Annotated in this window: 22 protein-coding genes; 11 read left to right on the top strand and 11 right to left on the bottom strand. The window is 61.1% G+C overall.

The window, feature by feature from the left end:
- Positions 1-106: 106 nt before the first annotated feature.
- On the bottom strand, positions 107-472 hold the full coding sequence (locus tag ACZ5M5_RS05305) for a DUF6124 family protein (protein ID WP_464738740.1): 366 nt from the start codon (positions 470-472) through the stop codon (positions 107-109).
- Positions 473-971: 499 nt separating this feature from the next.
- Positions 972-1538, bottom strand: a complete 567-nt coding sequence (locus ACZ5M5_RS05300; protein ID WP_092223346.1) for a helix-turn-helix domain-containing protein — start codon at positions 1536-1538, stop codon at positions 972-974.
- Positions 1539-1688: 150 nt separating this feature from the next.
- Between ACZ5M5_RS05300 and ACZ5M5_RS05295 the strand changes: the two genes are divergently transcribed.
- From ACZ5M5_RS05295 to ACZ5M5_RS05285, 3 genes are all read left to right on the top strand, one after another.
- Positions 1689-2471, top strand: coding sequence for an aldolase (locus ACZ5M5_RS05295; protein ID WP_060739107.1), 783 nt, complete (start codon positions 1689-1691; stop codon positions 2469-2471).
- A 19-nt stretch (positions 2472-2490) separates the two neighbouring features.
- Positions 2491-3378, top strand: coding sequence for a dihydrodipicolinate synthase family protein (locus ACZ5M5_RS05290; protein WP_464738739.1), 888 nt, complete (start codon positions 2491-2493; stop codon positions 3376-3378).
- 77 nt (positions 3379-3455) lie between these two features.
- A complete protein-coding gene (locus ACZ5M5_RS05285; protein ID WP_464738738.1) occupies positions 3456-3716 on the top strand; it encodes a DUF2024 family protein in 261 nt (86 codons plus the stop codon).
- A 134-nt stretch (positions 3717-3850) separates the two neighbouring features.
- Here ACZ5M5_RS05285 and ACZ5M5_RS05280 read toward each other — a convergent pair whose 3' ends face one another.
- Positions 3851-4741: an AraC family transcriptional regulator gene (locus ACZ5M5_RS05280; protein ID WP_464738737.1), complete on the bottom strand. Its 891-nt coding sequence runs from the start codon at positions 4739-4741 to the stop codon at positions 3851-3853.
- A 99-nt stretch (positions 4742-4840) separates the two neighbouring features.
- Here ACZ5M5_RS05280 and ACZ5M5_RS05275 point away from each other — a divergent pair, with 99 nt between their 5' ends.
- The 3 genes from ACZ5M5_RS05275 to ACZ5M5_RS05265 all read left to right on the top strand — a co-directional run bounded on the left by ACZ5M5_RS05275 (position 4841) and on the right by ACZ5M5_RS05265 (position 6510).
- A complete protein-coding gene (locus ACZ5M5_RS05275) occupies positions 4841-5593 on the top strand; it encodes a hypothetical protein (protein WP_464738736.1) in 753 nt (250 codons plus the stop codon).
- Between the two features lie 54 nt (positions 5594-5647).
- Complete coding sequence (locus ACZ5M5_RS05270) at positions 5648-6181, top strand: carboxymuconolactone decarboxylase family protein (protein ID WP_464738735.1); 534 nt, start codon at positions 5648-5650, stop codon at positions 6179-6181.
- Positions 6182-6249: 68 nt separating this feature from the next.
- Entirely contained in the window at positions 6250-6510 is a 261-nt protein-coding gene (locus ACZ5M5_RS05265) for a Rho-binding antiterminator (RefSeq protein WP_192261512.1), read from the top strand.
- A gap of 119 nt (positions 6511-6629) precedes the next feature.
- Here ACZ5M5_RS05265 and ACZ5M5_RS05260 read toward each other — a convergent pair whose 3' ends face one another.
- The gene (locus ACZ5M5_RS05260; protein WP_464738734.1) at positions 6630-7313 is read right to left on the bottom strand and encodes a hypothetical protein; all 684 of its coding nucleotides are present in this window, start codon (positions 7311-7313) and stop codon (positions 6630-6632) included.
- A 362-nt stretch (positions 7314-7675) separates the two neighbouring features.
- On the opposite strand from ACZ5M5_RS05260, the gene ACZ5M5_RS05255 reads away from it, so the two are divergent.
- The gene (locus ACZ5M5_RS05255) at positions 7676-8869 is read left to right on the top strand and encodes a colicin E3/pyocin S6 family cytotoxin (RefSeq protein WP_464738733.1); all 1194 of its coding nucleotides are present in this window, start codon (positions 7676-7678) and stop codon (positions 8867-8869) included.
- Positions 8866-9096: a DUF7683 domain-containing protein gene (locus ACZ5M5_RS05250; protein ID WP_103311155.1), complete on the top strand. Its 231-nt coding sequence runs from the start codon at positions 8866-8868 to the stop codon at positions 9094-9096. The genes ACZ5M5_RS05255 and ACZ5M5_RS05250 overlap by 4 nt, the downstream gene beginning before the upstream one ends.
- Before the next feature lie 71 nt (positions 9097-9167).
- On the opposite strand, the gene ACZ5M5_RS05245 is transcribed toward ACZ5M5_RS05250, so the two are convergent.
- Positions 9168-9533 carry a DUF6124 family protein gene (locus ACZ5M5_RS05245; RefSeq protein WP_103310137.1) on the bottom strand — a complete coding sequence of 122 codons (366 nt, stop codon included), beginning with the start codon at positions 9531-9533 and terminating at the stop codon, positions 9168-9170.
- Positions 9534-10030: 497 nt separating this feature from the next.
- Here ACZ5M5_RS05245 and ACZ5M5_RS05240 point away from each other — a divergent pair, with 497 nt between their 5' ends.
- Positions 10031-11116: a diguanylate cyclase domain-containing protein gene (locus ACZ5M5_RS05240; RefSeq protein ID WP_464738732.1), complete on the top strand. Its 1086-nt coding sequence runs from the start codon at positions 10031-10033 to the stop codon at positions 11114-11116.
- Here ACZ5M5_RS05240 and ACZ5M5_RS05235 read toward each other — a convergent pair.
- The 3 genes from ACZ5M5_RS05235 to ACZ5M5_RS05225 are packed head-to-tail and all read right to left on the bottom strand — an operon-like array spanning position 11100 to position 16640.
- Positions 11100-13451 carry a TonB-dependent receptor gene (locus ACZ5M5_RS05235; RefSeq protein ID WP_464738731.1) on the bottom strand — a complete coding sequence of 784 codons (2352 nt, stop codon included), beginning with the start codon at positions 13449-13451 and terminating at the stop codon, positions 11100-11102. The two genes, ACZ5M5_RS05240 and ACZ5M5_RS05235, sit on opposite strands and share 17 nt — an antisense overlap.
- A 1-nt stretch (position 13452) precedes the next feature.
- Positions 13453-15840, bottom strand: a complete 2388-nt coding sequence (locus ACZ5M5_RS05230; protein ID WP_464738730.1) for a hybrid sensor histidine kinase/response regulator — start codon at positions 15838-15840, stop codon at positions 13453-13455.
- Positions 15840-16640: a response regulator transcription factor gene (locus ACZ5M5_RS05225; protein WP_464738729.1), complete on the bottom strand. Its 801-nt coding sequence runs from the start codon at positions 16638-16640 to the stop codon at positions 15840-15842. Before ACZ5M5_RS05225 ends, ACZ5M5_RS05230 begins: the two co-directional genes overlap by 1 nt.
- A 400-nt stretch (positions 16641-17040) precedes the next feature.
- On the opposite strand from ACZ5M5_RS05225, the gene ACZ5M5_RS05220 reads away from it, so the two are divergent.
- Complete coding sequence (locus ACZ5M5_RS05220; RefSeq protein WP_464739327.1) at positions 17041-18624, top strand: hypothetical protein; 1584 nt, start codon at positions 17041-17043, stop codon at positions 18622-18624.
- A gap of 16 nt (positions 18625-18640) precedes the next feature.
- Here the strand turns inward: ACZ5M5_RS05220 and ACZ5M5_RS05215 are convergent, their stop codons facing one another.
- The 3 genes from ACZ5M5_RS05215 to ACZ5M5_RS05205 all read right to left on the bottom strand — a co-directional run bounded on the left by ACZ5M5_RS05215 (position 18641) and on the right by ACZ5M5_RS05205 (position 20826).
- Positions 18641-19186 carry a DUF4256 domain-containing protein gene (locus ACZ5M5_RS05215; protein WP_464738728.1) on the bottom strand — a complete coding sequence of 182 codons (546 nt, stop codon included), beginning with the start codon at positions 19184-19186 and terminating at the stop codon, positions 18641-18643.
- A 195-nt stretch (positions 19187-19381) separates the two neighbouring features.
- Entirely contained in the window at positions 19382-20131 is a 750-nt protein-coding gene (locus ACZ5M5_RS05210; RefSeq protein WP_103310128.1) for a hydroxypyruvate isomerase family protein, read from the bottom strand.
- Positions 20132-20172: 41 nt separating this feature from the next.
- Complete coding sequence (locus ACZ5M5_RS05205; protein WP_060739121.1) at positions 20173-20826, bottom strand: arylsulfatase; 654 nt, start codon at positions 20824-20826, stop codon at positions 20173-20175.
- 108 nt (positions 20827-20934) lie between these two features.
- Here ACZ5M5_RS05205 and ACZ5M5_RS05200 point away from each other — a divergent pair, with 108 nt between their 5' ends.
- A complete protein-coding gene (locus tag ACZ5M5_RS05200) occupies positions 20935-21351 on the top strand; it encodes a VOC family protein (RefSeq protein ID WP_072410941.1) in 417 nt (138 codons plus the stop codon).
- Positions 21352-21377: the final 26 nt, after the last annotated feature.

The following is a 21377-nucleotide window of genomic DNA, read 5'->3' as shown; positions in this document are numbered from 1 at the left end:
AGCTTTATCGTGGGTCCCAATCCGGCACCAGTCTCACACGGACACAAAAAAAGGTCTTGCTAGGCAAGACCTTTTTCCAATCTAGGCAGCACGTAATACTGCCGCCCTATCTCACCTCAACAATATCCAACGCCCGATTCGCCAACAACTCACTCAGCTCAATCACCTGCAAAATCCCCAACGCCACATGCCGCCTTGAACCATCCAGATCGAACGCCAAATCACTGATCATGGCATTCGCCGAAGCCAAATTCTCACTAAGATTCGCAAGCAAACACTCAGAATCCACACCCGGATCAATCCGAAAAATAGAGTCGGTCTTGTCAGACGTTTCGCTCTTAGGCTTGGGTTTCAGGTAGTAATCCAACGCACGAGTGGCCGCGTCGTCGAGTTTTTTGTTGCGGGCAGACTGGGCACGGGATGTGGGTACGTCTGCATCTGTAACTGGAGGGTTCGGTGTAATTTTGACCATGGTCTTAACTCTCTGGTTGAGGCCACGACCCGCTCGCTGCTAAACGAATTGGGAGGCAGCTGTACGCAGGTTAGCAGACCGACGAGTTAAGAAATCGGCGCGTCCGAGGACGCCCTGCGCACAGCCACCATCAAGTGCAGGAATGGGGATTCCTGTCTGATGACGCGTTGTGCGACTTAACTCGGCGAGCTGCTAAACCCGATCACTGACCATCAGTGACAGGTCCAAAACTACCGACGCAACCCTAGGCGCACAAGCCGGCGGATTCTGGCGTAGTTGTAGGCAAAGGCGCAAGGCGCTGTGGCTTGGCGGGCCGTCGTCGCTGGTGTCTGTCGGTCTTTACTGACAGACGTCACTCAACTGGTCCGGGCAGATGCTCGATGCCGTTCAGTTGAGGCTGTCGGAAGATTTGTGGCGAGGCGTTCATAGGAAGGGGGCTGCTGCGCAGCCCAGCGGGAGCAAGCTCCCTCGCCACGTTGGTTACCTGCGATTGGAGCCGCTAGGCGCCCTCGCCCTTTTCCGACGACTCATCGCTGTGCACCACCACCAGCAACTGCGCCTGAACATCCCCCACCGAACGCAGCCGATGGGGCTTCTGCGCATTGAAATGCAGCGCATCACCACGGTTCAGCAGCACACGCTCGTTCATGAAGTCCACTTCCACCTGGCCCTCGTGCACGAACAGGAACTCCTCTCCGGTGTGTTCCTTGAACGCGTGATGGGCGGTGAATTCGGCGGCCGGGTAGAGGATGAAGGGCAGCAGGCTGCGCTCGGATACTTGGTGGGCCAGTACCGCGTATTCGGAGCTGCCGCTGCTCGCCGCGAGGGATTGGCGGTCTTCGCTGCGCACCAGGCTGTAGCTGTCGAGGGAGACGGTTTCTTCGGAGAACAGCTCCTCGACTTTCACGCTCAAGGCCTTGGCGAGCTTGAGCGCCGTGGCGATGGAGGGCGTGCTCAAGCCCCGTTCCACCTTGGACAGGTAGCTCTTGGTCATCCCGGTTTTTTCGGCCAGGACGTCCAGTGTCATGCCGAGTTTTTTCCTGAGCAATTTCAAGCGAATGGACATAGGTAACCAACATTTCCAGAGAAACGGACAATCTGCGATTGCAAATGACACTTTGTGTCATATAGTCTATTTAGTGTCATTAGCACCTTCCTTTCACAGCTTCCATGACGCGGATCAAGAACGGTCAAAGAACGAATCAGGAGAACGGATATGAGCAAGACACTGGCGACGCCCAAGGACCAGTTGGTCCAGCATGCTGTTAACCAGATGCAGAAAACACTGCCGGATAATACGTGGACTGTACGACAAAAGCTGGCCCTGACCTGCCGCATCCTGTTCGAGAACGGCCACGACTCAGGGCTGGCGGGGCAGATTACCGCGCGCGGGCCGCAACCGGGCACCTATTACACCCAGCAATTGGGCCTGGGCTTCGATGAAATCACCGCCGGTAACCTGTTGCTGGTCAATGAAGACCTCGAGGTGCTGGAGGGCCATGGCATGCCCAACCCGGCCAACCGCTTTCACACTTGGGTCTACCGCGCCCGGCCGGATGTGAATTGCATCATTCACACCCACCCGACCCACATCGCCGCGCTGTCGATGCTGGAAGTGCCGCTGCAGATTTCCCACATGGACCTCTGCCCGCTGTACGACGACTGCGCCTTCCTGGAGGGCTGGCCGGGGGTGCCGGTGGGCAACGAAGAAGGCGAATTGATCGCCGGTGCCTTGGGTGATAAGCGCGCGATCCTGCTTTCCCATCACGGCCAGTTGTCCACCGGTGCCACCGTGGAAGAAGCCTGCAACATCGCCCAACTGATCGAACGCGCCGCCAAGTTGCAATTGCTGGCCATGGCCGCCGGCGAGGTGAAACCGATCCTGCCTCACCTGGGCCGCGAAGCCCACGACTGGATCGCCCGCCCCAAGCGCCACGCGGCCGCCTTCAACTACTACGCCCGGCAGAACCTGCGCCAACACGCCGATTGCCTGAACTGAACCCACCAGGAGCGAAGCCATGTCTACCCCCAACATCCACGGCATCATCGGCTACACCATCACGCCCTTCTCCACCGACGGCCAGGGCTTGGACCTGGGCGCACTGGGCCGGTCCATCGACCGTCTGATCGACAGCGGCGTGCATGCCATCGCGCCCCTGGGCAGCACCGGTGAAGGTGCCTACCTGAGCGACGCCGAGTGGGACCAGGTCAGCGAGTTCAGCATCGCCCGCGTCGCCGGCCGGGTACCGACCGTGGTCAGCGTGTCTGACCTGACCACCGCCAAGGCGGTACGCCGCGCACGCTTTGCCCAGGCGAAGGGCGCCGATGTGGTGATGGTGTTGCCGGCCTCGTACTGGAAACTGAGCGAGGCGGAAATCCTCGCGCACTACCAGGCCATCGGCGCCAGCATCGACCTGCCCATCATGCTCTACAACAACCCCGCCACCAGCGGCATCGACATGTCGGTGGAGCTGATCCTGCGGATTTTCAACTCGGTGGATAACGTCACCATGGTCAAGGAAAGCACTGGCGACATTCAGCGCATGCACAAGCTGCAGTTGCTGAGCGAAGGCCAGGTGCCGTTCTACAACGGTTGCAACCCGCTGGCGCTGGAAGCCTTCGCCGCCGGCGCCAAAGGCTGGTGCACCGCTGCGCCGAACCTGATCCCGCAGCTCAACCTCGACCTGTATGCGGCCGTACTGGCCAACGACCTGAGCCTGGCCCGGGCGTTGTTCTATCGTCAATTGCCGCTGCTGGATTTCATCCTCAAGGGCGGTTTGCCCGCCACCATCAAGGCCGGTTTGCGAACGCTTGGCCTGGAGGTCGGCGATCCGCGTCTGCCGGTTTTTCCATTGGATGAGGCGCGTAACCAGCAACTGCAGGCGATGTTGAAACAACTGCTCTGATTCGCTCTGACTTCGCGACGGACAGGTGGCGCCCCAACCTGTCCGCTCGCTCCATTGGCTGTCACCGGGAGAACACCATGACCATCAAAGTCTATGACACCCACGTACGCACCCAAGACGGGCGCTACCTGCATTTCGATGTGCTGATCGACCGTAACGACCAGGCATTCGCCCAAGTCTGCGCGCGACGTTTCCTTGCCGAGCAAGGCATCGAAGACCAGGACATCACCTTGAACGACTGCCGCTTCTGCCATGTCGAGCCGGGCAACCCCGAGATCGGCGCGGCCATCGCCAGGCAGGGCTTTTTCATCCTCAAGCTGCAAGGTTGCGAGGCATGAGAGGAAGACCTGCCAACCGTTGAACTGCGACCAGCATGATTACCTGCATCTGGCGCAGTTGTAGACAAAGGCCCAAGGAGCTGTGGCCTGGCGAGCGGTGCTTGCCGGTGTCTGAAGGCCCTGCCTGACACCACCTACTTCGACAACCCCGATCCGCCATTTTGACCTGTGGCTATCTGCGCCAACCACTCCCGAGGCGACATCCCAACCTTGGCCGTGAAAGCCCGCGACAGTGCCGACGGCGTCGTATAGCCAAGCGCTTCGGTCAAGCTCTTGATCGACTCGCCCTGGCGCAATCTGCTCTGGGCCAGGGCGATACGCCAGTGGGTGAGGTAGTCGGCAGGGGTTTGTCCGACCACGTCGCGGAAGGTGGTGGCGAATGCCGTGCGTGACAGGCAGGCGCATTCGGCCATGCGTTCCAGGGTCCAGGCGGCGCCTGGGTCTTCGTGGATGGCGACCAGTGCGCGGGCCAGGCGTGGGTTGGAGAGCCCGGCGATCAGGCCTGGCCGGATGCCGGCTTCTTGTTGGTGGTCGAGCAGCCAGCGCAACAGTTGCAGCACCACGACTTCGAACAGTCGGTCGGCGAGCATGCGTTGGCCGCAGCGCACGTGGTCAGTCTCGGCGAACAGCAGTTCCAGCGCGGCGTGCAGGCCCGGTACCTGGGCCAATGGCAAGGCAATCAAGGGCGGCAGCGCCCGAGCCAGGGGGTTGCGTGAACCGCCCTCGAACATAAGTCGAGCACAGGTGAAGTCGGCGCCTTCCGCTGGGGGGTTGTGGAATTGATGGGTGAGCGGGCAGGGATAGAACAGCAGCGACGGCTCTTCGAAGCGCATCGAGGGCAGGCCTTGCTCACCAGGGTGAGTGACTTTCAACTGGCCGCGGCGGAGCACATGCAGGTAGCCGAACCCTTCCCGCGCATCGAAGCGATTCACACCGCACAGGGCACCGGTGTGATGCAGCTGCGCCTGCACACGGAAGTGGTCGAGGATGCCGGAGAGGCGATCGATGGTCGGAAGTGTTTGCATTCTGAACGAATAGCTACGTTAGGCGTACGTTAAGAGCCAAATAGTACAGACCATCGCCCTACACTGCCAGCACTACCTCACTTGGCAGAAGGGCCCATCATGAAACTCAATCGCTCTCCCCTCCTTTGCGCGTCGCTGTTGCTTGGCTTGAGCGCAAGCGTCAGCGCACACGAGGCCGCGCATCAAGGCGGCATCGCCAGTCAACCGGCGAAGGCTGTACAGGCGCCGTTCGATATCGTGCATACGAAGATCACCACCGAGGGCAACGTGGCGATTTTTCACATGGCGGTGTCCGGCAAGGCCGGCAAGGTACGCCCCGCAGCCAGCGGCAAGCTGGCAGGCAGCGCCGTGTTCTCTTACGTCTGGCCTACCAGCCTGGACCCTTCGGCGATTGGCTTCGAGCCGAAGTCCGGGATCCTGGCATTTGCCGTCACCTCTCACCCGGATTTCGACGACACCCCGCTGTTCGACGAGAACCACGACGGGCGCCTGGATAACGACGGTGACCTTTGGCATTCCCACTGGGTGGTGCTGCAGCCGGACCCGGCCTGTGGAAAAGATGCGCTGAAGGTGGTGGACATTCCCGAAGGGGCCAAGCCCCGTGTGCCGAAGACCTGGCCGGGGCTGCCGATCCTGATCGACAGCCCGGGTTGGACGCCGACCATCACCCAGCAAACCGTGGAAGTGCGGGTGCCGTTCGACGACATCGGCGCGGTCGAGGCCGGTGCTTTCGACGGCGTCACCGCCGCCCTGCGCGTGAACGCCAGCGTGCACAACCCGCTGCTGTGCGTCGCCGACGTGTTCAAGGTGGCGTCGGGCGACCTGTCCCTGCCCGGCAAGATCAATCGCTAAAGCCACCGCACCGTTCCTGCATTCAACCCCGACACATCACTGGAGATAAAACCCATGGCACGTATCAACCTTCAGCCACACCAGACACCCGCCGCCAGCCAACCCATGCTGGCCGAGATCCACCAGGCCTTTGGCGCAACGCCGAACATGTTCAAGGCGGTCGCCCATTCGCCGGCAGCGCTGCAAAGCATGTGGGCGGCCTTCGGCGCCCTGGGCCAGGGCACGCTGGGTGCCCGGCTCGGCGAGCAGATCGCCGTCGCCGTTGCCAACCGCAACCGCTGCGAATACTGCCTTGCCGCGCACACGACCTTGGGCCAGAAAGCCGGCGTGTCCTCGCTGGACATGGCCGCCGCCCAGCGCGGCGAATCCAGCGACCCGAAGACGGCGGCGGCCCTGGCGTTCGCCCTGAAAGTGGTCGAACAGCGAGCACAGGTGGATGACAGCGACGTCCAACGCCTGCGTGACAACGGTTTCGGCGACGGGCAGATTGTCGAGATCATCGCCCACGTCGCCTTGAACCTGTTCACCAACTACATCAACGTCGCGTTGGACGTGCCGGTCGACTTCCCGAAAGTCGCCCTGAAATAACCCCGACCGAGCCCGCCCGGCGCCGGGCGGGCTCATCGCGACTGTCCAATCCTGTAGCGAGGCATGAGATGAAAACCTATCAACCGTTGAACTGCGACCTGCATGATTACCTGGAGATTGCCTGCCTGTACGGCTACACGCTGGACATCGAACTGACTGACGGCCAACGCCTGACCGCCCGTGCGATCACCACGCGCACCGCCACCACACGGGAGGAGTTTCTTGATGTGGAAACTGCGGAAGGTCGCCGAGAGATTCGCCTCGATCAGTTGCTGGCGATTACGCCGCAGGATGACAACGCCCGGTTTGGCCGGGTTGTGCTGGCGTAGCGGAGTCTGCCGGGCTGGGAGGTTTTGGGGCTGCTGCGCAGCCCAGCGGGAGCAAGCTCCCTCGCCACGGGGGAACTGCCTGTCGTCCCCTTTCGATAAGTGCCGGGGTGCTTTGGTCGTCAGGACGGGGGATAGGCCTCGTTGAACGCCCCGGCAAAATCTTCCGCCTTCGAAAAGAGCAGCATCTCCACGTCACCGATCTCGACATTGAGTTTTCGGGAGACGTTCACCAGCAACTCGATGTAAGTCGAGTAGACATCGGTCGTCGCAATTCGAATCCAGCGCTGTTCACGCGCCTGGATTTTCAAGCGGGGCCAACAGGCGTTGAGGTGGGTGTTTCGACCCGCCAAGTGCGGAAACCACCAGCGTTGCTCATCGCTGTGAAGCACCTGTAGAACGTTCAGGGAAAATGCGACCCGCGCATCGAAGATGGCGTGTTCGGTTGGATTCGAGAATGCCGCCACCTTCGACCATGAGGCGATGCCCTTGTGCTTGTCCGGCACCCGCCCCTGTGACACGGTCTGAACGTAGCCTTGCATCGTTGCGAGCTTATTTCCCCCAATACCGCCCCACACGCGCACCGCGTAGTCTGCGAGGGCCATTCGTTGTTCGGGCGACGAGGTCCATTCCTGGGCGACATGTCGCTTCAGGGCGCGCGCTTTTTCGTACCAGTTCGAGCCATCGATCTCCCATTTGAATGAATGGTGGACGAGAGCGGTATCGAACGTCCAGGTATAGGTATGGGGAAGTGATGGCAAGTGCTGTGTGGCGTAGGAAAGCAGCGCATTTTCGAGAGACTGCATGGACGAGACCACGTATTGGACGAGGTCGAGATATTAAATGACTCCCGGTCGAGCAGCGAATTTTCCTGCTTCGCGTGTAGAGAGAAGCCACGGCACTAAAGAGCAAGGGGGACAAAATGCTGGGAGTGGCAACGCGCCGAACGGGTTAGAGAGTGTTATCTTTTTTTGGTAGCACTCAGATGCATGCTGATTGCCGCCCAATGACTGACATCCCCCGCTGACGCTTCAGCTTATTCCGCCCCTCAACAGCCAGCCCTACCTGCATTGAGGAAACCGGAACAACCACTTCAAGAAACCTCCTACATCCCCCCCCTCTTCCCGCGTTAGCGTCTGTCCTGCATTTAGCGGACGAGACTCACTACGTGGCGACACGCGAAAAAGACATCCCCCAGGTTCGCAACCCGCCCGGCGGTGACGGGCATCACCTCACTTATCGGGACATGAGCGCCAGCGAACTGGCCGAGCGCGACGCCCTGCAGCAGGCTCATGAAGCCATGCTTGCCCGCCAGGCAGCCTACGAACAAATGCGCTGGGCCACGGTGGATAGCAAGCCGTTATCCAGCGTGACCGGAAGCGTGTTTGCCAAGAGCTGCAAGCTCCCCGATGGCATCATCGATTACAGCAACCCCAACGGCTATGTCCCGGCGGATCTGGTCAAGCAGTACGGCGATCTCATGTGGCTCGGGGGCAGGAGCGCCGACCCATCCGGCACGATCCCCCTCAAGCGGATCGGCGCTGGCACGGTACCCGTTACCTTAGGCAGGCTCGCGCTGGGCGGTTCGGTAACTTCTACGGCTGCCGCTGCCGGCGGTACCGTCGGCGCAGCCCTGCTGACAGGCATCGTCGCCCTACTCTGGCCGTCCAATCTGGGCGACAGCGCGCTTTACAGCGAAGACCAGCTACGCGATCTCAAGCAAGCCCGCAGCCGCATGCGCCTGAGCATCGAGCAGCAGGCCGACGGCAGCCTCAAGGGCTATGGCTTCTACACCAGCCAGAACTCCGACTGGGAAATGGTCGACGTTGTCCAATTCACCCCGCGGGCCGATCAATTCGTCGCCGACCTGGGTGATGGCATCGAGCTGATCTGGACCCCGGCCACCGACCCGTCCGACACCCTCGGCATTCCTGCCCTGGAAGCGGCGCCACAGGCGCCTAACATCTGGATCTATCCGCCGACGCCGGTGGCCGACAGCATCATCGTCGACCCGATCTATCCGCCGGAGTACAGGGATTTCATTCTGGTGTTTCCGGCGGATTCGGGGGTTCGGCCGGTTTATGTGGTGCTGAGTGTTCCGGGGGATCATAAGTACTACAAGCCCCCACCACTGCTTCCTGCGTTTCCAGACGCTACGATTGCTCCTTCCAAAACCTTTGTACGTGGTGGTGGCGTTAAACGTCGAAGATGGAAGGATCGTAAAGGCAGGATTTATGAATGGGACTCACAGCACGGTGCCGTAGAGCTGTACACAAAACAGGGTCAACACCTTGGCGAGTTTGATCCGATGACTGGCGAACAAACCAAACCCGCCGATCCGACAAGGAAAGTAGAAAAATGAAGCCCGTCGTTGAAATTTTTGACCAGACTACCGAAGAGCTAATACAGACCGTGGAAGTCCCAAACGTATACATGGACCCGTTGGCCGCACTTATGGGCTGGACAAAGCCTGAAGATTTTTGCTTTGTCTACGACCTGTCACCACAGCAGATAACGACCATAGAAGAGTGGACTCACACAATCATTCATGGCGATAACCGCATCATTCAAATCGTCTGCCTTGAATGACGAATGCGGTCATTTTTTGAAAAAGGTCTTGTTAGACAAGACCTTTTTCTTATACCGCTGTAGCTGAGTCGCTACCTCACCTCAACAATATCCAACGCCCGATTCGCCAACAATTCACTCACCTCGATCACCTGCAAAATCCCCAACGCCACATGCCGCCGGGACCCATCCAGATCAAACGCCAAATCGTTGATCATGGCATTCGCCGACGCCAGGTTCTCACTGAGATTCGCAAGCAAACATTCAGAATCAACCCCAGGGTCAATCCGTAAAATGGAGTCGGACTTGTCAGATGTTTCGCCCGTAGGCTTGGGCTTCAGGTAGTAATCCAGGGCACGAGTGGCCGCTTCGTCGAGCTTTTTGTTGCGAGCCGATTGGGCACGTGATGTGGGTTCGTCTGTATCTGTAACTGGAGGATTCGGTGTAATTTTGACCATAGCCTTAGCTCTCTTTGGATTGGGCTACGTCCCGCTCGCGACTAAACGATTGGGAGGCAGCTGTACGCAGGTTAGTCGACCGACGAGCTAAGAAATCGGCGCACCCGGAGGCGCCCTGCGCACAGCCACCATCGAGTGCAGGTATGGGATACCTGGCTGATGGACGCTTGAGCGACTTAGCAACGACGGGCGACTAAACCCGATCACTGATGAGCAGTGACAGGTCCCAAACTACCGATGCAGCCCAAGGCGAACAAGCCGGCGGATTCTGGCGTAGTTGTAGGCAAAGGCGCAAGGCGACGTCGGCTGGCGAGGCCCGTCTGCCCAACGACTGACAGCCCCGCCTGACATTCCTACATCCCAGGCAAAAAATCTTTCCACTCCATCCTCTTGCGCAAAGCTCCCATCCGCTCCAGCAAACTCCCCCGCCAATCCCCGCCTCGATAATGCCTTCTTCACTCACCCCCTACCGCTGCAGCCGAGCAACGTGTACTCCCATGAACCTACACACCTTCATCCGGAGCTATTGCCTCAATTCCAGGCTCGCCACGAATGCCCTGACCCGCCTGCACCGGGCGCTGTCATCCCTGGCCGGCTATCTGGCGCAGCAAGGCTTCGACTCCGAAACATGGCCAGCCACCCGTGACGAAGCCGCTCTGGACCGTCGCCTCAACACCGTGTGCCCAGAGCTGGCCGCCACCGTGTTCAGCCATGCCCGCGAAGGCATCATCCTGGTCGATCCATTCGGCCGGGTCATCGCCGTGAACGAGGCGTTCACCCGCCTGACCGGTTACGGCCAAGAGGAGGTAAGGGGCCGGGAGTTGAACTCCCATCGCATGGTGCGTCGGCTCGCGGCGTTTTATGCGCCGATGAAGAACGCATTGGATTTCCACGGGCATTGGTCTGGTGAAATTCAAAGCAATCACAAGGATGGCCGGGAGATGACGTCGCGCATCAGCATCAGTGCCGTGCATGACCGTCACGGTAACGTGCAGCATTATGTGGCGCTGCTCAGCGACATGACGCAGGTGAAGCAACGGCTTCAGTTACTGGAGCGCGATGCCCGTTATGACGCCCTCACGCAACTGCCCAATCGCTTGCTGTTGGCCGAGCGGATGCGCCAGGCGCTGGGCAAGGCGCGGACTCACCAGCACAAGGTGGCCATTGCGTTCATTGATCTGGATGGGTTCAAGGCACTGAACGACAGTTATGGCCATGACTGGGGGGATCGGGTGTTGCAGATTGTCGCGGCGCGGATCAATGCGACGTTGCGTGAAGGCGATACGTTGGCGCGGCTCGGTGGCGATGAGTTCGTGGCGGGGCTGGTGGGTTTGCAGGCGGTGGAGGACAGCGAGCCGTTGCTCAAGCGGATGCTGGCGGCGGCCAATGCGCCGATCGTGATCGGTGCGCAAACGGTGGAGATTGCCGCCAGTATCGGCGTGGCGTTTTTTCCTGAGCATGGGCAGGAGGTCGATGGGCTGATCAGCAAGGCGGACAAGGCGATGTACCTGTCGAAAAAGGCCGGCGGCAATCGTCTGGCGTTTTGTCCGACGCGGTTTATTTCGCTCAATAGCGAAGCCTGACGGTGGTGCCGAGGGTTCGTTCGCTGCCGGTCATGACACCATAGTCACCGGCGCCGAGCAGTGAATAGACGGCGGTGATGTAGTTGCGGTCGAAGACGTTGCGCACCCAGCCTTCCACTTCCCAGGCGCGGTCCTGGCTGCGCAGTCCCAGGCGCAAATTGGTCAGGCCGTAGCTGGGTTGATAGCTGCCTTCGCCGCCTTCGAGGGTGCCGGAGTAGCCGGTGCGGAAGCTGTAGTCGATGCCGCTGAAGGCTTCCAGCCCGTAGGGCAGCGGATGGGTGTGGTCGAGGCCGCTGCTGAGGTTCCATTCCGGCGCGTTGTAGAGCCGATCGCCGCTGAGATCACAGGTCCATTGGCCCGAGGCCGGCGGGCACGGGGCGTTGGGGAAGCTGCGGTAGCGCGCGTCGCTCCAGGCCAGGCCCAGGCGCCCGGTGAGTCGGGGGGTGAGTTGCCAGGCGGAATCCAGCTCGATGCCGCGCAGGCGGACCTTGCCGACGTTGATCAGGTTGTCCCGCAGCGGTGGCGCGAACATGGACGTCGGCGGGCTGTAGGTGAGCGCCTGGTAGTTGTCGACGTCGGTCTGGTAGACGGCGAGGTCGAGCAATGCGCGCTCATCCCAGAAACGCGTCTTCATGCCCAGCTCCAGGGACGTGGCCCGCTCCGGCTCGAAGGTGGGTGCGGTGAACGGGCCGACCACGTCGAAGTTGATGCCCCCGGCCTTGTAGCCCCGCGACCAACTGACGTAGCCCATCACTCCATCGCTGAAGCGGTAGCTGGCGCTGAGGAGGCTGGAGACGTTGTTTTCTTTTATCGAATCCTCGCGGTAATAAGCACCACCGAGGGCGATGTCGCGCAGCAACTGTCCACCGGCCTGGAACACCGGCGGCAAACCTGTCAGCGGGGCGAGGTTGCTAACGTCGCGGGAGACCCAGCCGTCCTTGCGCTCCTGGCTGTAGCGCAGGCCGCCGGTGAGCTCCAGCGGGTCGATCGGGCGCCAGGAGAGCTGGCCGAAAAGGGCTCGGCTGTCGCCCTTCTGTTCGCCGTCATAGCGTTGCCGGGCGCCGTCCAGCAGCATCGCCGGCACCTGCTTCGGATCGGTGAACGTGATGCCGTAGAGCTTTTGCAGTTGCTCCAATTGATCGCCGACGAACCAGGGCGCGGCGTCCTTGCCGAATTCGGCGTCGATCTCCCGGTCGAGTTGTTGACGCAGGTAATAGAGCCCGGCCACATAGTCGACGGACGAACCGGCCGTGCCGGACAAGCGCCACTCCTGGCTGAACTGCCGGTGGCCCAGCTCGGTTTCGGACTGGGCCACGGACAGCGCGGTGCTGTCGCTGTCGCGCGTGGCGCGGTAGTCCCAGTCGCGGTAGGCGGTGATGCTGGTCAAGCGCATTGCCTCGTCGAGGTCCCAGTTCAGTTCCAGTGAGACACCGTTCTGCAAGGTTTGCGGATGACCCGGCGCATCGATGCGTGCCTCGCGCTTGTAAGGGTCGGGCTCCGACAATGGGTAGCCGAGGAACTGGGCGCGCTTGCGGGTCTGCTGGCTGTAGTGATTGACCAGCAGGACGTTGCCGGCTTCGTTTTGCTCGGCATAGTCGGCGATGAGGCGGGCGCTGAAGTCGGCGGTCGGCGTCCACAGCAACTGGCCGCGCAGGCCTTGGCTGTCGGCGTCGCCGAGGCGGGCGCCGTCTTCGAGGTTCTCCACGGCGCCATCGGTGGAACTGTCGAAAACATTGAGTCGGCCGGCCAGCACATCGTCCTGCAACGGCCCGGAAACCGTCCCGCGATACTCCCGCAGGCCTCGCTCGCCGTAGCTGGCTTCGAGGTTGGCTTCGGGCTGAAACGTTGGTTGGCGAGTGATGATGTTCAGCGCGCCCGCCGTGGTGTTCTTGCCGAACAAGGTGCCTTGCGGCCCGCGCAGCACTTCGATGCGCTCGATGTCCATCAACTCGGTGAAGGCCATGCCCTGGCGCGCCTGGTAAACGCCATCGACGTAGGTGCCGACGCTGCCTTCCAGGCCATCGTTGTAGGCGGTCGCGCCGAAGCCGCGCAGGCCGAAGCCGGCGTAACGGGCGTCGTGGCCGGAGACCACCAGGCCGGGCACCCGCTGTTGGATGTCTTGCAGCCGGTGCAGGCCGGCCTCGTCCAGTTGCTCGCCGTAGAGGACGTTGATCGGGATCGGCACGTGTTGCGGGTCTTCCTCGCGACGGCGAGCGGTGACGGTGGTGGCGTCGAGCGTGAGGGCGCTGGGCGCCACTTGTTCGGCCTGGACCGACGGCCAGGGCAACATCGAGAGGCCGCCGAGCAGGAACAACCGGTAACCCAAACCCGGCATCCTAGTGCTCCCGTACCAACGCGCGACGCGTGGTGTCCGGGCAGGCCAGAGCCTTCACCCACGCCAGCAATTCGCGGCTGTCAGCAGGCTTGAGCAGGACCGCGTCGAAGGCCAGGTCCTCTGGATAGTCCTGCGGCCTGCGGGGCGGCACCGCCGAATAGAGCATCACCGGCAGATGGCGCCAGCGTTCACGCACTTGTCGCAGCAGTTCCCAGCCGTCCATGCCGGGCATCATCTGGTCGCTGATCAGCAGGTCGATTGGCTGCTGCGCCAGGCAGGCCAAGGCGTCTTCGCCGTTCGCCGCCATGCTCACGTCAAAACCGTAGCCGGCCAGCAAGTCGTAGAGCCATTCGCTGTTCTGCTCGACATCGTCCACCAGCAGAACGTGTTTGCCCTGGCCGTCGAGCGGCGTCGCGTTGTTGTCGACGAGGCCGTTTTCCAAGTCCTGCTCCTCGGCGTATTTCAGTTGCAGGCGAAAACTGAAGTGGCTGCCCTGCCCGGTGGCTTGGGGTTCGAGGCGGCTGTCCATGCGTTCCAGCAGTTGCGTGACGATGGACAGGCCCAGCCCGCTGCCTTCGTAGCGCTGGGCATTGCGACCGCGGCGGAACGGTTGCAGCAGTTGTTCGAACTCTTGCGGGTCCATGCCGATGCCGGTGTCGGTCACGCTGAAACGCAGCTCCACGGTGTCGACGGTGGCCCCTGGAGCCGCGCTCACTTCGAAGCGGATCTGGCCGTTGCGGGTGAATTTCGCCGCGTTCGCCAAAAGGTTCATGAGCACCTGCCGAAGGCGCTTGAAGTCGGCTTCCACCAGTGGCGGCAGGTCATCCGCCAGCACCGCTTCGAAGGTGTTGCCCTGGCGTGCGGCGAGAAAGCCCGCTTCGTCTGCGATCTCTTTGAGGAAGCCGTAGAGGTAGCCCGGCGCGAGGGTCAGTTGCATCTGCTCCAGCTCGCCACGGGAAAACTCGAGCATCTCGTCGATCAGCTCCAGTTGCTGGCGGGCGTTGCGCTCGATCGTGGCTTGATAGTCGCGGTTCGGTCCGGCGTGCAGCAGACGCGCATAGTCGATGATGCGCACCAGCGGCGAGCGCAAGTCGTGGCTGATCCGCGCCATCAACGCGCTGCGGGCCGCCAGGGAGTCGCGCAACTGCGACGTACGCAGGGCCACGGTGCTTTCCAGGCGTTCGTGCTCAGCCTGGCGTTGTTGTTCGAGGGTGGCCAGGGCGTTTTTTTCGCGGTTGCGGCTGCGGGCCACTTCCATGATCAACGTGCACACCAGCAACGCCACGCCCGGGAGTGTGGACGATAAGCTGTATTTGCTTTGGGGCGACTGCCAGGGCAATTGTTCCTGGGGGAAAAGCATCCGCATCAGCAATTGTGCAAGCAAGAGCCCTGACACCAGCCAGGCCAGCCAGCTGTAGCTCAGCCGTCTGCGCCAGGCCATGAACAGCGTGACGAGCAGCACCCCGTAGAAACTCAGGAGGGATATCTGGACGATCTGCGCGCCCTGGACCGGATCGACTTTTAGCCACCAGAGTCGCCCGAGCACACACCCCGACAGCGGCAGCCAATAGCTCCAGCCAATGACTTTGGGCAGGACGGACACTTGCAACAGCACGCGGAAGTAGGCGAGGAACAGGACGAACGAGAGGGCGCTGGCGCAGGTCAGCAACTCCCGGGTCCAGCCCAGCGCGGTGGGCCAGTAAATCAGGTAGCCGTTGAGGATGCAGGTCAGCAGGATGTAGCTCAGGACCGCGCCCGCATTCACGCTCAGCAACCGGGAGCGCAGGATCCAGCCGACGATGAAGCCGAATGGCACGACCAGCAGGACAATGCCGAGGGTGAGTCCGTCGCTCAAGTAGGTCTGTTGCTGACTGCGCAGCAGCGCCGGCTCGGACCACAGCTCCGGCTCCAGCAACATTTGGAAGTTGCTGGTCACGCGGACGAACACCGTGACGCGCTCCCCCGCCGCCAGCGAGACCGGGAACGCCGGCTGACGCGCCGCCGGTTGGGGCCATTCGGCCAAGGGATAGGCGGCTCCGGCGTGGGCGTCATGTCCCGACTGGTACACACGGATGTCTTCCAGGCGCGGCGCCCCGATCACCAGCAGGCGCGAACACGACACAGCGCTTGAGTTGGTGAGCTGCACTGTCAACCAGAAGGCGGAGCGGCTATAGCCTTGGGTCGGCCAGCCAGGGGTTGCGGCGTTGAAACGCGTTTCGGGCAGTCGGGCGACGTCTTCCAGGCTCAAGCTGGCTTGGGTGTCTTCGAAAATCTGTATTGCGGGCATCAGGTCCAAGTGGTCCGCCCGGCAGATATCCACAGGCGTGGCGTGCAGCAAGCCTGTGGATAACAACGCTGTCGCCAGCAATAACAACTGTAGGAGGCGCATCAGGCACGCCCGGCCGACTCGGTTTCGGTGATGCCCAGGGCTTGCTGGCGAAACTGGCTGGGCGTCATGCCGATTCGCTGGCGGAAGGCGGTGGTGAAATTGCAGGCGTTGCGAAAACCCACCAGTTCGGCAACGTCCTGCACGCTCATGGCGCTTTCGGAGAGCAAATCCTGGCCGCGCCGCAATCGGGCGTCGCGAATGTAGGCGAACACCGTCAGCCCCAGGTGCTCGCGAAAGATCCGCGAGAGGCGCTTCTCGTGAGTGCCGACTTTCTGCGCCAGCTGGACCAGGGAAGGCATGTCATCGAGGTGTTCTTCGATCAATCGCATCGCAGCGCGCAGGACGATCTCATCGCCCTCTGGCTCCGGGTCGGCCGGGCAGGCTTGAGCGGTGGGCGGCGCGCGCCAGGTCAATTGCAGGTGGATCTTGATACGTGCCAGCACTTCCTCGGGCGCGCAGGATTTGGGGATGTAATCCACCCCGCCGACGGTCAGCCCTTCCAGACGCTCGATTGAGCTGTTGGCCGACGACAGGAACAGAATTGGCGTGTGCCGGGTCGCCGGCGCCTCGCGCAACAGCCTGCACAGACTGAAACCGTTCATGTGCGGCATGTGCACGTCCAGCACAATCAGGTCCGGGCGCAAGGCCAGGGCCCGCTGATAACCCTGGTGGGCATCGCTGGCCAGGGAAATGCGCCAGGGTTGCGCCTTGAGCAGGACGAGCGTTGCGCGAATATCCTCCGGGACGTCGTCGATCAGCAGGATATGCGGCTCGGACCACGCCGCCGCGCTTGCCTCCATAGCCGTCCGCCTTTCGTATCGTCCGTCGTCCATTCGCTACGTTCTCTTATCGTGCGTTTGCCAATTAATTGCCGGAAAGCAACGGTATTGCAAAGCCAATCGATGGATCGGTAAAAATCGTTATACCGATAGCGGCAGCTCTGGCGAAGACTTGAAGGTGCCGAGAATACCTGTGGGAGCGAGCTTGCTCGCGATAGCGGTATACCAGCCGCCATCGATGTGCCTGACCTGCCCCTATCGCGAGCAAGCTCGCTCCCACAGTGGACTGTGCCCATCGATTTGGGGCTGCTGCGCAGCCCAGCGGGAGCAAGCTCCCTCGCCACAGGTTTATTGGATTGCTCAAGGTCGGCGGTGTGCGGCTAAGATGGCGCGCAGAGAAACCACAAGGAAGACAGGCGTGATGCAATCGCAATTCGATCCGTTGGTTCATATCGATTGGAAAACACCGGGCAGCGACTTGCTCGGGCTGTTGCAGCATTACTATCCCGACATCGGTGTGTTTGCCGGCCCGGGGTTCGAGGCGCTGTTGGATGAGCTGTCCAACGAGATGCCCGAGGTCTGTTTCGAGGCGCTGGTGCCGCTGTTGGCGGGTCAAGGTTATGACTTGTGGAACCTGGACGCCGGTGGCGATGATTATCGGCCGGTGATTGTTCCGGTCGCTCAGCGCGAGGCCTTTGCCCGGTACTGGCAGGGCCAGCGCGGCGAGCCGAGGTTCACGGCGAGTTTGATCGAGCCGCCCAAGCCTGCCGCCGTCGAGCGAAAACCGGCCAAACCCAAGCGCAGCAAGGTGAAGTGGCTGCAGGAAGTCCATGACTATCCCGGCGCCACCTATGTGCATGAATACAACTACCGCAACGGTTGGGCCGCCATCACCGAGCAGGACGAAGACCAGTGGTTGTGCTTTCTGATCGATTACAACCAATGGCCGCCCGCCGAGCAGGACATGCTCGAACACCGGGCCGATGGCGTGGACGGCGCGGACCTTCAGCTCGTCGATGCCGATGCCCGGCGCAGCCTGTGGAAACGTCGGGTCATACGCGGCGATTACAGTGCGGACGAGCGCTACCAATACGAAATTCGTCAAGGCGATGCGATCGCGGCGTTCGGGCCTGCCGGGGTGCAGTGGCCGGAGTTTGAACAGCCCAGCGTGGTGGTGGGCTCGGAGATATTCGAACGTCAACGCATCTACGAACCCGAGCATTTGACGCGGATCTGGCGGATCACGGCAGACAGCAGCGAGGTGATTTTCGAGTATGCGGATGAACTGACGATCCTGCCCATCGGCCCTCGCCGTTTGCTGTTCATGCAACACAACGGGCCGAAGTGCTGGGTCTGGAATCAAGACCCTCCGCACCAAGCCATCGTCGCCCGAGCAATGCCTGCCGAGGGCTATAAACTCAGGGCGTCAACGGCTTACCTGGGGGGTGACGAGGTTCTGCTGTTCAGCGAAGGCGCGCGGCAGAACCTTGAGCATTCGGGTTATCAGGAGACGGTGCTGTTGGCGTGGCGCTTCAACTTCGTGACCGGCGCTACGACGAAGGCGCTGTTGGACGGTTTCGGCAGTGAACTGCGCCAGGACACGCGTTTGCTCGTCACCCAGCCCAAGCAGGTCATTACGTTGCGCACCTTTCATGGGCAGCTTCATGTTGCCCGGGGGCATGGGAATTGGTGGGTGTGGAGTTATCGCGCCAATACGTTTGGGTCGCAGACGCTGGCGTGGTTCTGGAATCAGGACAGTAACGAGGTGGTGAAGCTGTCGACCAAGGACATTCCGCGGATCAAGCCAGATGTTCGTTATGTACCGGCGCAGGATCGCTACCTGGCGTTCGAGACGGCGTTTGTGGCGCGGTTGCCGGAATTCAGCGAGATGGTTGAGGCCAAGGGGGTGAGGTTTTGGTTTTTGAGTGAGGGGCTTCTGCCGCATTTCCTTCGACCGTACGCTATCACCGTGGCGAGGGAGCTTGCTCCCTCACCACGGGGTTAGCGGTGATGTTGAGGGCTCAAACCCGCAGCAACCCGCGAAACCCTCGCGCCGCGTAATACGACTGCACGCCATTGTGGTAGATGAACACCCGGCCATACCGATAATCGCCAAAAATCGCTCCATCGAGCGAGCGAAGCTCTGGAGGGGTTGCCAACCAGCTGGACGTCTTGGCGTCGAACTCACCGAGGGTTTGCAGGGCTCGGTATTGGTCTTCCGTCAGTAGGGCGATGCCCATCTTTTCGGCCATTTCGATGGCACTGCCTTTGGGCTTGTTCTCCTTGCGCGCCTCCAGGGCCGCGCGGTCGTAGCAAAGGCTCCGGCGCCCGCTCGGACTTTCTTTGGCGCAATCGCAGAAAATGACGAGGCCCGTCTCTTTGTCTTGGCCAATCACGTCTGGCTCGCCGCCGGTGGCTTCCATGGCCTGGAGGGACTCCAGGGCATTGGGGTTGTTTTCGAGCCGGCTCTGGACGTCGGCCCAAGGGATGTCTGGGTGATGGTTGAGGTTTTGTTCGAAGCGGGTTTTCAGGGTTTGGATGAGGTTGTCTTGTTCTTGTTTTTTCATGGTGTGGAAGTCCGTGGGTGATCGGTTGCCGATTCCGCGCCTGGTTCAAGACTACCTAGGATAGACGTGCTGCAGATTTCCCACAGACCTCATCGTTTTTTGTGGGAGCGAGCTTGCTCGCGATGGCGGTGTAACAGCCAGCAGATTGGTTGACTGTGAATCCGCTATCGCGAGCAAGCTCGCTCCCACAGGGGGTCAGGCGTTGAACTGCTTGATCCAATCAAGGCCTGCCACGGTAGAGCTGATGGGGCGGTACTCACAGCCGATCCACCCTTGGTAGCCACGCCGCTCCAAGTCTGCGAACAAAGCCGCAAAATCCATATTCCCCGTCCCTGGTTCATGACGCCCCGGGCAGTCGGCAATTTGCACATGGACGGTTCGGTCATAGAAGCGAGCCAGGACATCCGCCGCATCCCCGGTCAACCGTTGGGCGTGGTAAAGATCGAGGATCAGCCCGACACTCGGGAAAGTCTCCAGCACTTGTTGCGCCTTGGTGAAGTCGGACATGTAATAGTCCGGCATCTCCTGCACACAGATGACTTCAATCAGCGGCCGCAAACCCTGGTCCTCAAGGTATTTGACGGCGTACTCCAGGTTGCGCCCATAGATAAGCGCGGCGTCTTCCTGAATCGTAACGCCCGACATGATGTGGACATCCGAACACGCCAGCGCCTTCGCATAGCGAGCAGCCTGGAGCAAGCCGCTGCGAAACTCCTCGTCCTTGCCGTGCAAGGCTGCGATGCCTTTGGTCACGCCAGCCGGTGCGGCGAACTGGATCAACGGCAGGTTGTGTTGAGTCAGATGATCGGCCAGAAGACTGGCATCGAATTCGTAGGGCGAAGGGAACTCCACCGCGCGAAAACCCGCAGCAGCGGCGGCTTCGATGCGTTGTAGAAAAGGCACCTCATTGAATTGAAAACCGAGGTGAGCGTTGAACTTGGGCATTGGGTCAATCATCCATCCTGGGAAGAAACGAAATCATCCGTTCAGAGCAACTTGTGCAGCGCCAGCACCGCACTGTCGGGCGTCGTCAATACTGGCAGACCGGAGCGGGCCTGAGCTTGCCCGGCGGCGCTGGTCATCGAAAACTGGGCGAAACATATCAGGTCGCAGCCCTCGACCCGGGCGGCCATTTCCACGATGGCGGCATCGTGGGCTTGCGGGTTGCCGTCTTTCAACGCCTGCAATGCACCCGGAACGAAATAGGGCACCACTTCGACCACGCGACCACTGCGCTCTGCCGCTTGCTTGAACTCGGGCATCATCGAGGTAATGGTGGGTTCGAACGTGGCCAGCACCGCAATGCGCGATGCCTGGCTCAGTGCCTGCTCGATCATGGCTTCGTTCGGCTTGAGCACGGGAATGGCCACCTCGGGTTTAATCAGGTCGATGGCATCGCCAAACGCCGAGCAGGTAAACAGAATGGCATCCGCCGCGCTTTGTACGGCGTACTGGGAAAGCGTAAGGAAGCGAGCTTTCATGCTCGTGGTCAACTCGCCCTCTTCCACCCGGTCCTGGGGCAGCGAGTCCTCAAGCAGATTGATGATCCGTGCCTGCGGCCAATGCCGGGCAAAAGCAGCGGTGATGGGCTCGATCGCCAAAGGGGTTGCATGGATCATAAAAATTCGTGGAGCCTTCATGCTTATGCCATTCTCCAGATCATGTTTTTTGCACGGTATCAGAAGCCCCGATAGCGTGTGGAATTCCTGTGGCAATAAACAATGCGGTACTGAGCACATGAGGCCCGTATGAAGAACTTCACGATTCAACGCATCGACCACATCGTCCTGCGCGTAAAGGACCTTGAGCGCAGCCTCGCTTTCTACACATCGGTGCTCGGTTGCGAGCTGAAGAAGCGCCGGGACGATCTAGGCATGCTTCATCTGGGCACCGGTGTTTCGATGATTGACCTGGTTGCCGTGGACGGCCCCCTCGGTCGCCAAGGTGGGCCGGCAGCGGGAAAGCAGGGGCACAATGTCGATCACCTCTGCCTGCGGATCGAGCCGTTTGATGAACCCGCCCTTCTCGCGCATTTGGCTTCGGCAGGCCTGACCGTTGAGAAGGCGCAGATGCGCTATGGCGCGGAGGGCAAGGGCTGGTCGATCTACTGCTTCGACCCGGACGGCAACCAGATCGAGTTGAAGGGGCCGGCATTGGAACCCTGAGCTTCAACTGGCGAGCAATCCCCTGT

The organism is Pseudomonas sp. Van50 (assembly GCF_055390755.1).
Note: the sequence above shows the minus strand (reverse complement) of the source record. Positions and strands in the feature narration are given on the sequence as shown.

What these genes read in the sequence shown, in the direction of transcription:
- ACZ5M5_RS05305 (WP_464738740.1), bottom strand. Translation starts at nt 472, where the DNA reads ATGGTCAAAATTACACCGAACCCTCCAGTTACAGATGCAGACGTACCC.
- ACZ5M5_RS05300 (WP_092223346.1), bottom strand. Translation starts at nt 1,538, where the DNA reads ATGTCCATTCGCTTGAAATTGCTCAGGAAAAAACTCGGCATGACACTG.
- ACZ5M5_RS05295 (WP_060739107.1), top strand. Translation starts at nt 1,689, where the DNA reads ATGAGCAAGACACTGGCGACGCCCAAGGACCAGTTGGTCCAGCATGCT.
- ACZ5M5_RS05290 (WP_464738739.1), top strand. Translation starts at nt 2,491, where the DNA reads ATGTCTACCCCCAACATCCACGGCATCATCGGCTACACCATCACGCCC.
- ACZ5M5_RS05285 (WP_464738738.1), top strand. Translation starts at nt 3,456, where the DNA reads ATGACCATCAAAGTCTATGACACCCACGTACGCACCCAAGACGGGCGC.
- ACZ5M5_RS05280 (WP_464738737.1), bottom strand. Translation starts at nt 4,741, where the DNA reads ATGCAAACACTTCCGACCATCGATCGCCTCTCCGGCATCCTCGACCAC.
- ACZ5M5_RS05275 (WP_464738736.1), top strand. Translation starts at nt 4,841, where the DNA reads ATGAAACTCAATCGCTCTCCCCTCCTTTGCGCGTCGCTGTTGCTTGGC.
- ACZ5M5_RS05270 (WP_464738735.1), top strand. Translation starts at nt 5,648, where the DNA reads ATGGCACGTATCAACCTTCAGCCACACCAGACACCCGCCGCCAGCCAA.
- ACZ5M5_RS05265 (WP_192261512.1), top strand. Translation starts at nt 6,250, where the DNA reads ATGAAAACCTATCAACCGTTGAACTGCGACCTGCATGATTACCTGGAG.
- ACZ5M5_RS05260 (WP_464738734.1), bottom strand. Translation starts at nt 7,313, where the DNA reads ATGCAGTCTCTCGAAAATGCGCTGCTTTCCTACGCCACACAGCACTTG.
- ACZ5M5_RS05250 (WP_103311155.1), top strand. Translation starts at nt 8,866, where the DNA reads ATGAAGCCCGTCGTTGAAATTTTTGACCAGACTACCGAAGAGCTAATA.
- ACZ5M5_RS05245 (WP_103310137.1), bottom strand. Translation starts at nt 9,533, where the DNA reads ATGGTCAAAATTACACCGAATCCTCCAGTTACAGATACAGACGAACCC.
- ACZ5M5_RS05240 (WP_464738732.1), top strand. Translation starts at nt 10,031, where the DNA reads ATGAACCTACACACCTTCATCCGGAGCTATTGCCTCAATTCCAGGCTC.
- ACZ5M5_RS05235 (WP_464738731.1), bottom strand. Translation starts at nt 13,451, where the DNA reads ATGCCGGGTTTGGGTTACCGGTTGTTCCTGCTCGGCGGCCTCTCGATG.
- ACZ5M5_RS05230 (WP_464738730.1), bottom strand. Translation starts at nt 15,840, where the DNA reads ATGCGCCTCCTACAGTTGTTATTGCTGGCGACAGCGTTGTTATCCACA.
- ACZ5M5_RS05225 (WP_464738729.1), bottom strand. Translation starts at nt 16,640, where the DNA reads ATGGAGGCAAGCGCGGCGGCGTGGTCCGAGCCGCATATCCTGCTGATC.
- ACZ5M5_RS05220 (WP_464739327.1), top strand. Translation starts at nt 17,041, where the DNA reads ATGCAATCGCAATTCGATCCGTTGGTTCATATCGATTGGAAAACACCG.
- ACZ5M5_RS05215 (WP_464738728.1), bottom strand. Translation starts at nt 19,186, where the DNA reads ATGAAAAAACAAGAACAAGACAACCTCATCCAAACCCTGAAAACCCGC.
- ACZ5M5_RS05210 (WP_103310128.1), bottom strand. Translation starts at nt 20,131, where the DNA reads ATGCCCAAGTTCAACGCTCACCTCGGTTTTCAATTCAATGAGGTGCCT.
- ACZ5M5_RS05205 (WP_060739121.1), bottom strand. Translation starts at nt 20,826, where the DNA reads ATGAAGGCTCCACGAATTTTTATGATCCATGCAACCCCTTTGGCGATC.
- ACZ5M5_RS05200 (WP_072410941.1), top strand. Translation starts at nt 20,935, where the DNA reads ATGAAGAACTTCACGATTCAACGCATCGACCACATCGTCCTGCGCGTA.